The sequence below is a fragment of the Atribacterota bacterium genome (genome assembly GCA_028703475.1).
Lineage (GTDB): Bacteria > Atribacterota > Phoenicimicrobiia > Phoenicimicrobiales > Stramentimicrobiaceae > JAQVMU01.
In genome coordinates, this window is sequence record JAQVMU010000010.1 from 1 (window position 1) to 15,753 (window position 15,753).

The following is a 15,753-nucleotide window of genomic DNA, read 5'->3' on the forward strand; positions in this document are numbered from 1 at the left end:
TACCGGTATTTTGCTAAAGAAATGATTATGGCATAATTTATTTTCAAAATTAGTGTCTTAATATTTAAGCTGCATATTTATAATTTTGTTATATTTTCGATGAAGGGAAAAATATTTTAAAAGTTAATGTTTAGTTAGGCATTAAAACTTTTTAAGGATTTCCAAAAAGATCTTTTAACACTTTTAATTATAAAAGTGTTAAAAGAGTATTATATAAAAAATATTATTATATCATTAAAATACTTTTAAGAAAGTGATTAGATATAAAACATATTTATTCTAATCACTTTTGTTATTATTCATCCTCAGAAAATACCTCTATAAGATTATCGCCTTTATGAGGATATAGTCTTTTTTTAAGAGGTTCAATTACTTCTTCCAGATATCTGCTGGGTGCCAGATTATTTCTTACCATGCTTTCATAAAAAATAATTTTAATTAACTGGCTATGTGACAATCCTACTTTGCTTGCCATAAATGTTAATGAACCGTTTAATGAAAGGGCAGGGGTTCCGTTGATATCAATGACATATAGATTTCCATCTGTATCTTTTTTAATATCCAGCCGGATAACATCACTTGCTTTAACGGCTATAAAACTGTTAACAGAAATATCTACAATGCTTGAAAATAAAGGATGTTTATGATCAATAATTTTAAATTTGCTCTGCATTCGGTATTCTTTGTTTTTTGTTCTGGTATAACGGATTCCCCAATCTATTGGGAAAGCTATAATCGGAAGTATATATTTCGTGTCACTTCCCAAAATACCGACTGTATATTCCTGTCCTGGTAAATACTGTTCCAGAATCAATTTCTCCGGACCTAATGTTCTTTTAAGGGTTTCAATTTTATTTTTTAACTCAATTAAATTGTGGACAACTGATTTAGAGGTTATACCAATACTATCACCACCCCCTGCAGGCTTAATCATTAAAGGGTAGCCAATACGATTGATTTCTTTGAGAAAATCTTTTTTTCTAAATCGGTTATGAGAATCAAATACAAAGAAATTTGGAATGGGAATATTATTTTCCTGTAATTTTTTGTATGTAAAATCCTTATTTCGGCATATCTCCATACTTTCTATACTGGCATGACTGGATGGAATACCATGTTTTTTAAGTTGTTCCCGTACCCGGGAAGCACCAAAACCATTATACAATGTTTGCGGGTAATCTTTATATCCTTCTGCTAAAACAAAAGCAAAATTTATAGGTTTATTTTCAGCAATAAAATTATCCAACTGCTCATGATTATAAAGGTCTAAAGATAATATATTGTCTTTTGTTTTAATTAATGCTTCTCTGATAGCCTTCACATCCTTGTCAAGAGTACATTCACGAAATAAACCATATTTATATTTTTTACTTACCTGATTGTAGAGAAATAGAACATTTTTCTGCAATAAATTCACCTTCCTTTAAAAGATATTTTGTAAAGATGCTAAGATGTAAGGAAAATTATAACTTTAAAGATTTGTACCAATTCTTTATTTATAAATATAATTTCATTTAATTTAATTTAAAATAATAGAAATCTTTAGTATTAATAAATGTTAAAAGAAAAGGGTAATAATGAATTGTATAAAAAAGGCTTAATAAAAATAGAATTGCCAGTAAACTGGAAAGAATCGATTGGATAAGTTTAAAAAAAGGATATCCCTTAATCTGTTGGAATTTGCATTGACTGTTATCATTAGCATGCCTCCTTATTATTAAAAAATAACCAATTAAAGTTAAAATAAGCAAGATTATTATACTATATTTTTGTTGAAAAATGCAAAGTCAACCATAAACACTATTTACATAATGGTATATAAAAAATTATTTTCTCCAGAATTCCGGGACAACCAAAACTAAAACAGTGTAGATCTCTAAGCGGCCTAAAAGCATGCATATTGATAATATTATTTTTCCTATAGGAGGAATAAAAGCATAATTCTGGGTTGGACCGACTAAACCAAGTCCGGGTCCAACATTACCTAAAGTAGCCGCAACTGAGGACAAGGCGCTGATCAAATCCAGTCCCAGTGTTGTCATAATCAAAGTGCAGACAATAAAGATAATCATGTACAATAAAAAAAATGCAGTGATATTGCTGACAACCTCATCTGATATTTTTTTATCACCTATGTGAATAGGGGTAATGGCACGCGGATGCAGTATTTTTTGAAATTCACGACTTGCTTTTTTTAACAGAATAAGAACCCGTATATTTTTTATTGCTCCGCCCGTAGATCCTGCACAACCTCCAATAAACATTAAAATTAGTAAAATTGCCTTTGACAGATCAGGCCATTGGTCATAATCAGCTGTAACAAATCCGGTTGTAGTAGTTACAGACACTACTTGAAAAGTTGCATATCTTAATGCTGTTAAAAGTGAATTATAAACATAAAGCCGTAACTGTGTAGTGATAGTAATCGTTGATAAAACTATTACTCCTAAATAGAAGAGGAATTCACGATCCTTAAAAAGACTTTTCAGGTCTCCGTGTAATACTTTATAGTGGAGAGTAAAGTTGGCACCTGCAATGAACATAAAAATAATTATAATTACATCAAAAGTAGGATTGTTATAATGTCCAATACTGAGGTTTTTTGGTGAAAAACCCCCGGTACACATTGTGCCGAACATGTTAGTAATAGCATCATACAGCGGCATTCCAGTAAAATATAAACAGGCAACTTGAAGAGCAGAAATAAGAATATAAACCAGGTACAATAATTTAGCGGTTTCCTTTATTCTGGGTTTTAATTTATCCGGCTCAGGACCGGGGACCTCTGATTTAAAAAGCTGCATACCCCCTACGCCTAATGCCGGTAAGATAGCAACCACAAGTACAATAATCCCCATACCGCCCATCCATTGTATCTGGTCTCTCCAGAAAAGAACTGACAAGGGGTTACCCTCGATTGCTTCAAGCACCGTAGCTCCTGTAGTAGTAAAGCCTGACATTGATTCAAAATAGGCATCAATAAAGTTAGTAATGGTACCACTAAAAATAAAGGGAAATGAGCCAAAAGCTGCAGCTGTTATCCATCCAAATCCGGCTATTGCAAATCCTTCTTTTCTTCCTATGCCATTTTCGGGTATAAATGTATACTGTAAAAATAACCCGGAAAGCGATGTAACAATCATTGAGGAGATAAAAGCATATATAGTTGAGTTTTCCTGATAATAAATTGCATAAAATAATGGAAAAACCATACTTATGCCCAAAAAGAATATTATTGTTCCTAAGGTGTGAAGAACAACTTTATATTTCACTTCTACTTTTTACTCCTTCTTCCATTAAAAAGCTGTTCAACTTTTATAATCTCTGATGCCTTTGCAAATATTAATAATTTATCATCAACCTGTATAGTGTCTTCTCCGTGAGGTATAATAATATCCTCCTTTCGAATAATAGCCCCAATAATTGTATTATTGGGAAGATCAATCGATTTCAAAGGCTTACCAATCACTTTACTGTATTCATGGGTAATTAATTCTATTACTTCTGCTCCTCCTTCTTTTAAAAGGGTTAATGAAATCATTTCACCGCGTTTCAAGAAACGCAATATTTCAGAGGCAGTAGTCAGTCGAGGGTTTACAATTGCGTTAATTCCTATTTTTTCTAATATCGGTATATAATTAGTCCGGCTAATCTTGGCTACTACTTTTTTGGTTCCCAGATGTTTGGCCAAAAGAGATACCAGCAAATTTTCCTCATCATAACCGGTAACAGCCACAAAACCATCTATTGTTTCAATTCCTTCTTCTTTTAAAAGGTCAATATTTGTTCCATCTCCATTAATAACAAGAGTTTGAGGCAATGTTTCTGCAATTTTTTCACATTTTGCTTTATTGACTTCAATAAGTTTAGTTTTTATACCAATTTTGTTTAATAAAGAAGCAGTCTGGATACCTATATTACTTCCTCCCAGAATAAGTACATCCTGCATAGAACAGGTTTGTTTATTGCATAACAAATCCAAGTCTTCGTAGCTTTCCTTTTTAAGCAATATATATACTTTATCATCAATAAGTAATTCGTCATCACCGCTTGGGATAATTAATTTATCATCACGATAAATTGATGCCAGTAGGGTGTTTGTTCCAAAATTGATATCCTTTATTTTTTTATTAATACATGGGCAATTTTCTTCTATTTTTAAACCATATAAAGAAATCCTGTTACCTGCAAAATCCTGTGCTTCACTTACATTGGCAGGGGTTTTCAGGAGTCTTATAATTTCTTTGGCAGTAACTTTTTCAGGGTTAATTACAAAATCAATTCCCAATTTTTCTTTGGAAAGAGAATTGGGATACATATAATCGCTGTTTCTTATGCGGGCAATTTTCTTTTCAACATTAAATTGCTTGGCAGTCATACAGGCTATCATGTTGACTTCATCAGAGCGGGTAACCGCGATAAGCATATCAGCTTCTTTAATTCCTGCCTGCTCTAAAATTCTTACATTGGCGCCGTTCCCAACAATAGTCATTATATCCAGGTTATTATCCAGTTCCTGCCGAATATCTTCTCTTTTATCAATAATAGTTACATCATGATTTTCAGATGAGAGGGTCTGTGCTATCTGGCTACCTACCTTGCCGGCTCCGATAATAATAATTTTCACAATATTCACCTCTAATATATTGCATTTAAAATTATGTATTTTTGATTGATAAATTACTGTTAAAGATAAAATGAGAAACTATTTTCAGATAGTTTCTCATTAAAATAATTCAATATTTTCTTTTTTCATAACAGATGTTTGGTTAGTTAAATTGCAAAATATCCAAAGTATATTCAAATGGATATTCCTGATCATTATTATCCTCAAATTACATTTAAGCTTTATTATATTTTAAGCATTCGAGGGCATTTTATACCCTTTTTATACTTTTGTCAACTTTCCGGACATTCGATGTGCAGTGGAAAGATATAATAAAAATGGTTCATGCTCATTGTAACGTATGAATGTTTACTTTTAAAGCATTTTTGATATAATTTCATTAGTTGGAATATAATATTTGATAACAGAAGAAAGAGAGGGGACAACCTGATTATTACGAAGAAAAAACCCCACTTGTTACTTATTAATCCATGGATATATGATTTTACTGCATATGATTTCTGGTCAAAACCATTAGGGTTATTATATATTGCTTCTATTTTAAGAAAATCGGGATATTTAGTAGATTTCATTGATTGTACGGATCGATATGACAAAGAATTATTGAAACTGCAAAACCTTTCCTCTCCTGCAAATAAAAAAAATGGATCAGGTTCATTTTTTAAAACAAAAGTTGATAAACCGGCAATACTTGAACATATTCCGCGGAATTATAGCCGTTATGGCATAACTGAAGATATTTTTTGTGAAAAACTAAAGCATGCTGAAAAACCTGACGCAATTCTGGTAACTTCAATTATGACCTATTGGTATCCGGGGGTATTCAGGATAATAGAACTGGTAAAAGAGTATTTTCCTGGTTGTCCGGTAATCTTAGGTGGCATATATGCAACATTATGTTATGAGCATGCAGTCCAGTTCTCACGGGCAGATATTGTTTTAAAAAATTATCAACTTCCTTTTCTATTCAAAATATTGGCAGATATATCCAGTTCACCGGTTGCATTTGAGATAGTAAACCCTGTAAATAATAACATATGTTTAAAAAAATTTCCTTACCCCGCCTGGGATTTATATGAGAAACTTGATTATATTTGCCTGTTCACCGGCCAGGGATGTCCTTTTCAATGCAGTTATTGTGCATCTCATCTGATAAGTCCTGAGATGGATTTCAGACATCCATCTCATGTTTTTGAAGAAATTGAATATTTAAACTACAAAACAGGGGTTAACAGATTTATTTTTTATGATGATGCACTTTTATATAACCCGGAATCCCGGTTTATCCCTTTGATGAAAATGATAAAAAAAAGCAATATGAGTATTAGCTTTTATACTCCCAATGCTGTCCATGCAAATCTGATAACCAGCACGGTTGCAGAGTTGATGAAGGAAAACAGATTTGAAGGAATATGGTTGGGTTTTGAGACATCTGATGATAAATTACAGAAAGAAACCGGTGGGAAAATAAACAATTCAGGTTTTAGAAAAGCTGTCCAAAACTTATTAAAAGCAGGCTTTTCCAACGAACAAATACGTGCCTATGTCCTTATTGGCTTGCCCGGACAAAGTTATAATAGTATTCTTAATTCAATCCATTTTGTTATGGATACAGGGATAAAACCCTACCTAACAAAATACTCACCCATTCCGGGTACAAAAATCTGGAGTGAAGCGATTAAGAATTTCAAATTAACTGAACCAGTTGACCCGTTATGGCATAATGATGCATTAATGCCTTATAATTCACCAGATATTGATGAACAAAAATATCAACAGTTAAAGAATATAATTCAAAAATATAAATCTGAATAAATTTTTATTTAATTACTAATTTTGTTATAATGAAATTGTGAAATACTATTAACAATTTTTAGGAGGTTAGGAGGTGGCCGAAACGGAGAATAGGAAGTATTTAAATCAAGGAGCATAAAAGAAGTAACAGAATAGTGTAGAGATTTTTTAAAAGAATGAACAAAAGTTGGTATATGGTTATGGATAGTTATGGAGGTTTTAGATGGAATTGTTAAAAGTATCTTCAAAGTCAAGTCCGAAGGCGGTTGCAGGTGCACTTGCCGGGGTGATTAGAGAAGAAGGCAGAGTTGAGTTACAGGCAATTGGTGCAGGCGCGGTTAACCAGGCAATTAAGGCTATTGCCATAGCGCGGGGATATACAGCTACCAGTGGTATTGACCTTGTTTGTATTCCTGCTTTTGTGGATGTTGAAATTGAAGGCGATGAACGTACTGCAATAAAATTGTTAGTAACACCCAACTAAAATAGTTTTTAATTATAACAATTTTCTAAAATTTTATTGATTGATTTACAAGGAGTATCTATCATGCAGGAAGCTGACAAATTAATAGAAAAAAATAAAGAAAAAGAAAAGATTAATCTATCTGATAAAAAAAGTGAAAAGGAAAAACCGAAAACAAAAATAAAGGAAAAACCAAAAACAATTATTCCTACAAAAGAGAATACCCGGAAGGATAACTTAGGAGAAATTAAAATTGCTCCCGAGGTGCTGGCTACTGTTGTCAACCGGATTGCAGTTAATACAGATGGAGTGGCAGATTTAGTTGCCCACTCAAAAGGGGGTTTTGGAACACTTCTCGGTGCCAAGGAAATGGAAGAAGGAATTAAAGTAGATTTAATAAATAACAATCAGATGTCAGCATATATTTCAGTTATTGTTGAATATGGCTCAATAATTATTGATGTGGCAAAAAACTTGCAGGATGCCGTAAAGAAAGAGATTGAAAAGAATACCGGAATTATGGTTAAATCGGTAGATATTAATATTATGGGAATAAAAATGACAAAGAAAAATGCAAAAAATCAATCTTCGTAAGGCATTCATAAGACAAAAAATAAAGCAGGCATGTTTTACTTTTTTAATCAAAACAGGCCTGCTTAGTAAAATATAATTTATTGATTAACTTTCTCTTTTAATTCTTTGCCAGCCTTAAAGAATGGTACGCTTGCTTCAGGTAGAGAAATACTTTCACCGGTTCTTGGGTTTCGAGCATTTCTTGCAGCTCTCTCTCTAACCCCAAAAGTTCCAAAACCAACTAACCTTACAGATTCTTTTCTAGCCAAAGCTTCGGCAATATTATCAAAAACACATTCAACTGCCGCCTTGGCATGAGCCTTAGTCACACCTCTATCACATGCTACTTTATCAATAAGTTCACTTTTATTCAAAATTGAGCACCTCCCTTCTTAAATAAAAATATTTATGCAAGCCTCATATTACTTTGTATTTTTAAAATATAAATAACATTTACATTCAGAATATTAAAAAGATATGGTTTTGTCAATTGTTTTTACTGTTTTTCCTTAAAAAATAGGTATTACAGCTATAAATTACTCATTTTTTCATAATGATATTTTAAAAAATAGAAAATATACCTTATAAAAATATTAATAAAAGAATGATATAACATAAATAATTAAGTCTTTTTAAGAAAACAATACAGTTTATGTATTTTGTATAGAATGTTTTTCAAAGAAAGTTATGATATAATTTAATAAAAAATAGATACAAAGATAATATTTTTACATATTCAAGGAGGATAATTAAAATATGATAGCATTTAACAGAAAAGAAAAAGAGAGTGGTTATTTAAAATTATTCTTTTTTGCAATGATGTGCCTGTTTCTTTTATTATTCCTGCTTAGTATAACTGCATTTACGGGAAGCGCTCAAGAAGAGATAAAAAAAAGTATCCAGATTATTAACCCCAGGCCTGATTTTGCCCTGAGTTTAAGATTAGATAAAGGAGCTGGTGCAACTTATGCTCCTGGTGAGAGAATAAGGATTACTTTTAGATCGTCAAAGAGTGCATATGTAACAATATTCGGATATGACAGTCGTGGCAATATCCGTCTGTTATTCCCCAATCAATTTCAAAGGAACAGCTTAATAGAGGCAAATAAAGAATATCATATTGATGGTGTAATTGAACCAGGTACCCCAACCGGCATTGAGTACATACAGGGATTTGCAACCAGGGAAAATATTATTGTATCCCGGGAAATGGAGAGAGCACTGTCAGAAAGAAATTATCCGATAATTGGTGAAGGCATTGATTTGTTTACGAGAAGAATCAGAGGAATTTTAACGAATGCTTCCCCCCAGACCTGGGTAACCAGTGAAACGTTGCATTACCAAGTAATAGACCGTTCTGCACAGACCGGACAATTGAGGGTCAGCTCGGTTCCATCCGGCTCTGATGTTTATCTTGGTGAAAGATATGCAGGTAAAACACCTCTTTCCATGGATCAGGTAAGAGTAGGAGATTATGAAATGCGTGTTGAGAGCCCGGGTTATCTAGTCTGGGCACGAAGAATTACCATTAATCCTAACAGGGCTACGACTATACATGCTGATTTGGATAGGATGCAACAATATGGTTCAATTTCTGTCAGAGCCGATCAGGACAATGCAAGAATCTACCTGGATGGCCAGTACAAAGGAATTTCAGAAAGAAATAGAAATGTAATACTGGAACAGGTTACAGAAGGTTCTCATGATATAAGGGTTACCCTGGGTGGATATCAGGACTGGACGCAGAGGGTACAGGTAAGACCAAACCAGAGAGTACAGGTAAATGTAAATTTAGAGAGAATTATTCAGACAGGCAGTTTGGAAATTGACAGTAATGTAGATAATGCAATGATCTATCTAAATGGAGAATATCAGCGAAGAACTTCTATTAATAGAACTGTTAGAATTGATAATATAAGAGAAGGAAGCCATGAACTACTGATTACAAAAGAGGGATATTTAGACTATATAACTAATATAAGAATCACACCCGGACAGATTAATTACATCAATATAAGAATGGAGCCCGAACAAAAAAATGGATCTATTGCCATTAATTGTAATGAGAGTAATGCCAGGATATTTGTAAATGGTGTTTACATGGCAACTACATCTGCTAATCAGGCAAGAATTATTGATGAATTAGAAGAAGGAATTTATGAAATTGCAGTAATTAAAGACGGATTCCGTACCTGGTTAGACGAAATCAGGGTCTATGCCGGAGAGACAACCTCAGTATTTTGTAATTTAATCAGAGCCGGAAATTAATTTATTGCTTGCAAAATATATAAAGCAATATTATTATTTGATTATTGAATATATATACAATAATTAAAAAATGAGGAGATTTATAATGAACGGAGAACTAAAAAAATTAGAAAAGCAAATGGGACAAATGGGCAAAGAAATGCCATCAGTTATGAGTGCATTTATGAAGCTGGATCAGGAATGCGTAAAAGATGGCATTCTTAATCATAAGACAAAAGAGCTAATGGCTCTTGCAATAGGAATAGCAATCAGATGTAAGCCATGCATACAATTTCATGCAGCTGAAGCAGTCAAAGCAAATGCAAGTCGTGCAGAAATATTAGAAGCAGCAAGTGTTGCAGTCTTTATGGGTGGTGGTCCCGCAGTTGCATATACAGCAACAGAACTATTGCCATTATTGGACGAATTGGAAGTAAAATAAAAGGATAAGATGAAGTATACGGCAAAGAAATATTTACATAATAATTAAAATAATTTAACAATGTATAATAATTAAAAAGCAGGTTAGTCAAACTAACCTGCTTTTTAATTATTAATTTTGAGAATACCATAATTAATATTATAATAAGAAAAGTAATAGATATAGAATTTTCAATATTTATCCTGAAAGTATATGAAATATATAAAGGCAAACAGAGTACCTGGTTACTATCTATTAGTATAGGAGAGGTCTATGGAAGTAATAAAGTTAAAATATGATAAAAACGAAATACTAAAAAAAGATAAATCCACGGAAGTATGTTTTAAATGTTCAACCTGCTCGAAATTTTGCCCCATTACTCAATTTGTAAAACGATACAATATAGAAGATTCTTTTGTAACCCAGCTCTTTGAAGCTGAAAAGCCAGAGGCTTTACATGATGTCTGGATGTGTTGTGCCTGTGAAAAATGTGTCATTACCTGTCCACAGGATACTAACCCAACCGATGTTTTTACCAATTTAAAAGAAAAGGCTTATCAGGAAGGGCTGGCTCCTGAAATTATATATCGTCTGGTAGAACAGCTTTTGTTGGAATCTACTGTTTATGGTCTAAAATTTGCCAATATGGCCAGGAAAAGGGCAGGCTTAAAAGAGCTTGTAAAAAATGAAAAAGCAAGTAAAGAATTAAATATAATCGCAAGAAAAACAGGCTTGTCACAAGAGCAGGAGAAAGAATAATGTTAAATTATTTATTTTTTAAAGGATGTACCATACCAGCCAGTTTACCCGCTATTGAAAAATTATCCTTTGAGGTTTTACCAGAGATAGATATAAATTTGACTGAGACAGATGAATTTACCTGCTGTCCTGATCCTATTAGGATTCAGGGTGCAAATCAACTCTTCTGGCTTTCTGCGGCAGCCCGTAACATAGCAGTTGCTGAAGAAAAACAAATGGATATAATGACACTCTGTAATGGCTGTGAAAATACCCTGGCAATAGCTAATCATAAATTAAAAAATGATAATGACCTGAAAAATAGAATAAATGAGATATTAAAAGAAACAGGCAAAGAGTTTAAGGGAACTGTAAAGGTTAAACATTTTTTACAGGTTTTAAAAGAAGATATCGGGTTGGAAAATTTAAAAAAAAGAATAAAAACCCCTTTAATTGAATTGAAAGTTGCGGGGCATCCGGGTTGTCACATCCTTATGCCAAATGAAATACTTAAATTTGATAATCCTGTTGACCCTGAATTTTATGATAACTTTATTGAAACATTAGGAGCCACACCAATAGATTATCTTACAAAAAATGATTGTTGTGGCGTTTCTCTTGGATTAGCGGGAGAAAAAGAAGCTTCCAATAATTGCATTAAAAGTAAGATTATTGATGCCCGGAAATCTGGTGCTCAAATTATAAGTACTTCCTGTCCCTCTTGTTTTATCCAATTTGATACCGGCCAATTTATTGCTTCCCGGGATTTTCCGGAATTAAAGGAAAATCCTCTTCCAATATTATTTTCCATAGAAATAATAGCCCTGGCAATGGGAAGAACACTTGATGATATTGGCTATAATTTTCATCGGGTAAAAAGCCCATTTGGATTAAATGTGCAAGGAGGAAAAAGCAAATGAACAAGACAAAGACAACATGTGTATATTGCGGAACAGGATGTCAGTTATGGCTGAAATCGATAAACGGAAAGGTTGTTGATACAAAACCTGTGATGCCTCCTTCATTTAATCCCGGCAGAGGAAAACTATGCATAAAGGGCTGGAGTGTACATGAATTTATCAATCACCCGGATAGATTAACTAATCCTATGATAAAAGATATTAACGGGCAATGGGAAAATGTCAGCTGGGGAAAAGCTATAGATTATATTTCTGATAAATTTAAAAAGATTATGGAAGAAAACAATGGCAATAAAAAAATAATCGGTTGTTTAAGTTCCGCAAAATGTACTAATGAAGAAAACTATGTCATGCAAAAATTTGCCCGTGCTGTTCTAAAAACAAACAATGTTGACCATTGTGCCAGATTGTGTCATTCCTCGACTGTTGTAGGACTTGGAGCGTCTTTTGGATCAGGGGCTATGACAAATTCTATTGAGGAAATTGTTGATGCAGAGGTTATTTTTGTGATTGGTTCAAATACTAATGAACAACACCCTCTGATAGGTGCACGAGTTTTAGAAGCACTAAGAAAAGGGGCCAGGTTAATTGTTGCTGATCCCCGGGTTATCCCCCTGGCTGAGCTTGCAGAAGATAATAATGGTATTGCTATGCATCATCGGCCCGGAACAGATGTGGCTCTATTAAATGGTATTATGAATGTAATAATTCAAGAAAACATGCACGATGAACAATTTATTGGAAAACATTGTGAAAACTTTGATGTTTTCAAAGAAGAAGTTATGAAAATGACCCCGCAGAGAGCGTCTCTGATTACCGGTGTCCCTGAAGAAAAGATTATTGAAGCAGCTCGAATTATTGGAAAAGGGAAAAACACTTATCTTATTTATTCGATGGGGATTACTCAACACAGCAATGGTGTCGATAATGTAAAAAGTACAGCTAATTTGCAGATGTTATGCGGAAATGTAGGTAGATGGGCTACAGGAGTTAATCCATTACGTGGACAAAATAATGTTCAGGGTGCCTGTGACATGGGTGCTTTACCCAATGTCTTTACAGGATATCAACCTGTAAATAACAAAGAAATTCAACAAAAATTTGCCAGTGAGTGGGGTATAGACCAGGATGAAATGGATGACGAAACAGGTTTAACTGTTATGGAAATGATTGATGCAGCAGATCAGGGAGAATTAAAGGCATTATATGTGATGGGCGAAAACCCACTGATGAGTGACCCTGACAGTAATCATGTTCGGGAAGCCTTACAAAAAACATTTCTGGTTGTACAGGATATTTTTATGACCCCAACAGCTGAGTTAGCAGATGTTATTCTACCGGCAGCTTCTTTTGCAGAAAAGGAAGGTACATTTACCAGTACAGAGAGAAGAGTTCAGATTGTTAGAAAGGCTATAGAGCCCGTAGGAAACAGCAAAGCAGACTGGCAGATTATCGGACTAATTGCTGAGAAAATGGGTTATTCGGGATTGAATTATCAAAAAAGCAGCGAAATATTAGCAGAAATTAACCATATTACCCCGATTTATTGTGGAATTACCTGGGAACGATTACAGGAAAATGAAGCTGGTTTACAATGGCCCTGTCCTAATATTAATCACCCTGGAACAGTTTATTTACACAAAGATGGAAATTTTTCAAGAGGCAAAGGATACTTTTCCCCGATATCCTTCAAAGGGCCGGTTGAGTTGCCTGATGATGAGTTTCCATTTGTTCTTTCTACAGGAAGAACTTTATGGCATTTCCATACCGGTACAATGAGTCGAAGATCAAAAACTTTAAATGAACGTGTTCCGGAAGGTTATGTGGAAATATCAAAAGTAGATGCAGACAGGCTTTATATTAAAGAAAAAGAAATGGTAAAAGTTATTACCAGAAGAGGGGAAATTAGTATTAAAGCCCGTTTAACACACAAAGTTAGTCCGGGTTTAATATTTATTCCATTTCATTTTGAGGAAGCAGCTGCCAATATTCTTACTAATGCAGCCTTAGACCCTATTGCAAAAATACCGGAATTAAAAGTGTGTGCAGCTCAAATAAAAAAGATTCAGTAGACAAAATAAAATACCAGATAAGAAGTTAAAAATATTAGTTAGCTTAAAATAAAAGTATAAGTAAAAATAATTTTCTGAAAAAAATAACAAGAAGGACAGGTTTTATGAAAAAAATAGTATACGCGGTAATATTTTTATTAATTATCGTTATTATAGGAGTATTTCTTTGGAGGGTATTAATATCACCACAGTATTCTTTAAAGAAATTAGAAGACGCCATGGAAGAAAATAACGTGACTGCCTTTAATAAATATGTTGACCTGGATGCGACAGTAGACGGCATAATAGAGCAAACCTGGAATTTTTATACTTCAGGAGAAACAACTGGTAGCCGATGGAGTGAAATTCGTAACGAAATAGGAAGCAGCCTTCTTTCAGTGGTGAAACCAAACATAAAGGAAATGGTTAAAAAAGAAGTGCTTAGTTATATTTCTACAGGACAATGGCCAGGCAGCAGTCCGGATAATCAAAACGGTATCTCGGAACTGGTTATGAATTTAATCAGAGACAAAATAGATCCTTCTCAATGGGATCGGCAATCCATTAACTATACAAAAATAGCCGGAGATACTGCTTATATCGGATTAACTTATTATGATGAATCCAATAAGACTAATTTTATTGTTGAAGTCAAAATGAGAGACATGAGCGGGTATTGGCAGGTTATAGAGATATCAAATATTGCAGATATATTGAATATTTTTCAAAATATTGATGATATTTGACAAATAGTGGATTTAAAGAATAGAAACAATGATTTATAATTGAATAAACAGGAAATTAAAACCTAAAAAAGATAAAGGGAGGAAAAAAATGAATTATCAGGAAATTAAAGATATAATCAGTGACGATGCCGGGTATTTATTGAACCACACATGCAATACTATTCCCAAAGAACAGATTCACTTACCCGGACCTGATTTTGTTGAACGTATTTTTAACATATCCGATCGCTCAAACCAGGTGAGACAAAATTTAAAACATCTGTTTAACCATGGTAGATTAAGCGGAACCGGCTATCTCTCAATACTCCCGGTCGATCAGGGAATTGAACACTCAGCAGGGGCATCATTTGCTCCCAATCCCATCTATTTTGATCCGGAAAATATTGTTAAACTGGCAATTGAGGGTGGCTGTAATGCAGTAGCTTCAACATTAGGTATACTTGGACTGGTATCTAATAAATATGCAGATAAGATACCTTTTATTGTAAAATTAAACCATAATGAATTATTGTCTTATCCAAACTATTATGATCAAAGAATGTTTGCATCAGTTGAACAGGCATATGACATGGGTGCTCGCGGGGTAGGTGCAACTATATACTTTGGCTCAGAAGAATCCAGGGATCAGATTGAAGAGGTATCTTCAGCCTTTATGCTGGCACACCAACTGGGAATGTTTACCGTGTTATGGTGTTATTTAAGAAATTCTGATTTTAAAAAAGACGGAGTAGATTACCATGCTTCGGCAGATTTGACAGGCCAGGCAAATTATCTGGGAGCAACTATCGAAGCAGATTTGATAAAACAGAAACAACCAACCAACAATGGCGGATACCAGGCTATCGGATTTGGAAAAACAAGTCCCTTAGTCTATGAAAAGCTGACAACTGATCACCCGATTGACCTTACCCGTTACCAGATTGCAAATTGTTTTATGGGAAGAATCGGTTTGATTAATTCCGGAGGACCTTCTGGTAAAAATGATTTAGAGCAGGCAGTTAAAACTGCCATTATCAATAAAAGAGCAGGGGGAATGGGCGTTATTTCAGGAAGAAAAACATTCCAAAAACCGATGGAAGAGGGCGTAAAAATATTCCATGCCATTCAGGATGTATATCTTTGCAAAGAGATTGATATAGCGTAATAATGTGAAGATAATAGCAAATAGCATAG

14 protein-coding genes are annotated in these 15,753 nt (G+C 33.8%); 10 read left to right on the top strand and 4 right to left on the bottom strand.

Translation table 11 applies throughout. The features are described 5' to 3' along the window. Positions 1-295: 295 nt before the first annotated feature. From PHQ99_02255 to trkA, 3 genes are all read right to left on the bottom strand, one after another. Positions 296-1,408 (bottom strand): ATP-grasp domain-containing protein, encoded by a 1,113-nt coding sequence (locus PHQ99_02255; protein ID MDD4288400.1) that lies wholly within the window; start codon positions 1,406-1,408, stop codon positions 296-298. Positions 1,409-1,826: 418 nt separating this feature from the next. Further along, positions 1,827-3,272, bottom strand: a complete 1,446-nt coding sequence (locus tag PHQ99_02260) for a TrkH family potassium uptake protein (protein ID MDD4288401.1) — start codon at positions 3,270-3,272, stop codon at positions 1,827-1,829. Positions 3,273-3,274: 2 nt separating this feature from the next. Beyond that, complete coding sequence (gene trkA, locus PHQ99_02265; protein MDD4288402.1) at positions 3,275-4,627, bottom strand: Trk system potassium transporter TrkA; 1,353 nt, start codon at positions 4,625-4,627, stop codon at positions 3,275-3,277. 453 nt (positions 4,628-5,080) lie between these two features. Here trkA and PHQ99_02270 point away from each other — a divergent pair, with 453 nt between their 5' ends. From PHQ99_02270 to PHQ99_02280, 3 genes are all read left to right on the top strand, one after another. Next, the gene (locus tag PHQ99_02270; protein ID MDD4288403.1) at positions 5,081-6,442 is read left to right on the top strand and encodes a radical SAM protein; all 1,362 of its coding nucleotides are present in this window, start codon (positions 5,081-5,083) and stop codon (positions 6,440-6,442) included. A gap of 202 nt (positions 6,443-6,644) precedes the next feature. Then, a complete protein-coding gene (locus tag PHQ99_02275; GenBank protein ID MDD4288404.1) occupies positions 6,645-6,905 on the top strand; it encodes a stage V sporulation protein S in 261 nt (86 codons plus the stop codon). Positions 6,906-6,968: 63 nt separating this feature from the next. Next, positions 6,969-7,478 (top strand): Asp23/Gls24 family envelope stress response protein, encoded by a 510-nt coding sequence (locus PHQ99_02280; protein ID MDD4288405.1) that lies wholly within the window; start codon positions 6,969-6,971, stop codon positions 7,476-7,478. Between the two features lie 77 nt (positions 7,479-7,555). On the opposite strand, the gene PHQ99_02285 is transcribed toward PHQ99_02280, so the two are convergent. Beyond that, positions 7,556-7,831, bottom strand: a complete 276-nt coding sequence (locus PHQ99_02285) for an HU family DNA-binding protein (protein MDD4288406.1) — start codon at positions 7,829-7,831, stop codon at positions 7,556-7,558. Positions 7,832-8,213: 382 nt separating this feature from the next. On the opposite strand from PHQ99_02285, the gene PHQ99_02290 reads away from it, so the two are divergent. The 7 genes from PHQ99_02290 (at position 8,214) to PHQ99_02320 (ending at position 15,724) form a co-directional block, all read left to right on the top strand. Next, entirely contained in the window at positions 8,214-9,725 is a 1,512-nt protein-coding gene (locus PHQ99_02290) for a PEGA domain-containing protein (protein MDD4288407.1), read from the top strand. A gap of 85 nt (positions 9,726-9,810) precedes the next feature. Beyond that, complete coding sequence (locus PHQ99_02295; GenBank protein ID MDD4288408.1) at positions 9,811-10,146, top strand: carboxymuconolactone decarboxylase family protein; 336 nt, start codon at positions 9,811-9,813, stop codon at positions 10,144-10,146. A gap of 252 nt (positions 10,147-10,398) precedes the next feature. Beyond that, the gene (locus tag PHQ99_02300; protein MDD4288409.1) at positions 10,399-10,884 is read left to right on the top strand and encodes a hypothetical protein; all 486 of its coding nucleotides are present in this window, start codon (positions 10,399-10,401) and stop codon (positions 10,882-10,884) included. Next, entirely contained in the window at positions 10,884-11,783 is a 900-nt protein-coding gene (locus PHQ99_02305; protein ID MDD4288410.1) for a heterodisulfide reductase-related iron-sulfur binding cluster, read from the top strand. The genes PHQ99_02300 and PHQ99_02305 overlap by 1 nt, the downstream gene beginning before the upstream one ends. Beyond that, positions 11,780-13,855, top strand: coding sequence for a formate dehydrogenase subunit alpha (gene fdhF, locus PHQ99_02310; GenBank protein MDD4288411.1), 2,076 nt, complete (start codon positions 11,780-11,782; stop codon positions 13,853-13,855). Before PHQ99_02305 ends, fdhF begins: the two co-directional genes overlap by 4 nt. A 104-nt stretch (positions 13,856-13,959) precedes the next feature. Beyond that, complete coding sequence (locus PHQ99_02315; protein ID MDD4288412.1) at positions 13,960-14,580, top strand: hypothetical protein; 621 nt, start codon at positions 13,960-13,962, stop codon at positions 14,578-14,580. A gap of 88 nt (positions 14,581-14,668) precedes the next feature. Continuing rightward, on the top strand, positions 14,669-15,724 hold the full coding sequence (locus PHQ99_02320) for a class I fructose-bisphosphate aldolase (protein MDD4288413.1): 1,056 nt from the start codon (positions 14,669-14,671) through the stop codon (positions 15,722-15,724). Positions 15,725-15,753: the final 29 nt, after the last annotated feature.

Coding starts and splice junctions, on each gene's coding strand:
- PHQ99_02280 (MDD4288405.1), top strand. CDS start 6,969: ATGCAGGAAGCTGACAAATTAATAGAAAAAAATAAAGAAAAAGAAAAG.
- PHQ99_02320 (MDD4288413.1), top strand. CDS start 14,669: ATGAATTATCAGGAAATTAAAGATATAATCAGTGACGATGCCGGGTAT.
- PHQ99_02295 (MDD4288408.1), top strand. CDS start 9,811: ATGAACGGAGAACTAAAAAAATTAGAAAAGCAAATGGGACAAATGGGC.
- PHQ99_02275 (MDD4288404.1), top strand. CDS start 6,645: ATGGAATTGTTAAAAGTATCTTCAAAGTCAAGTCCGAAGGCGGTTGCA.
- PHQ99_02300 (MDD4288409.1), top strand. CDS start 10,399: ATGGAAGTAATAAAGTTAAAATATGATAAAAACGAAATACTAAAAAAA.
- PHQ99_02290 (MDD4288407.1), top strand. CDS start 8,214: ATGATAGCATTTAACAGAAAAGAAAAAGAGAGTGGTTATTTAAAATTA.
- fdhF (MDD4288411.1), top strand. CDS start 11,780: ATGAACAAGACAAAGACAACATGTGTATATTGCGGAACAGGATGTCAG.
- PHQ99_02315 (MDD4288412.1), top strand. CDS start 13,960: ATGAAAAAAATAGTATACGCGGTAATATTTTTATTAATTATCGTTATT.
- PHQ99_02305 (MDD4288410.1), top strand. CDS start 10,884: ATGTTAAATTATTTATTTTTTAAAGGATGTACCATACCAGCCAGTTTA.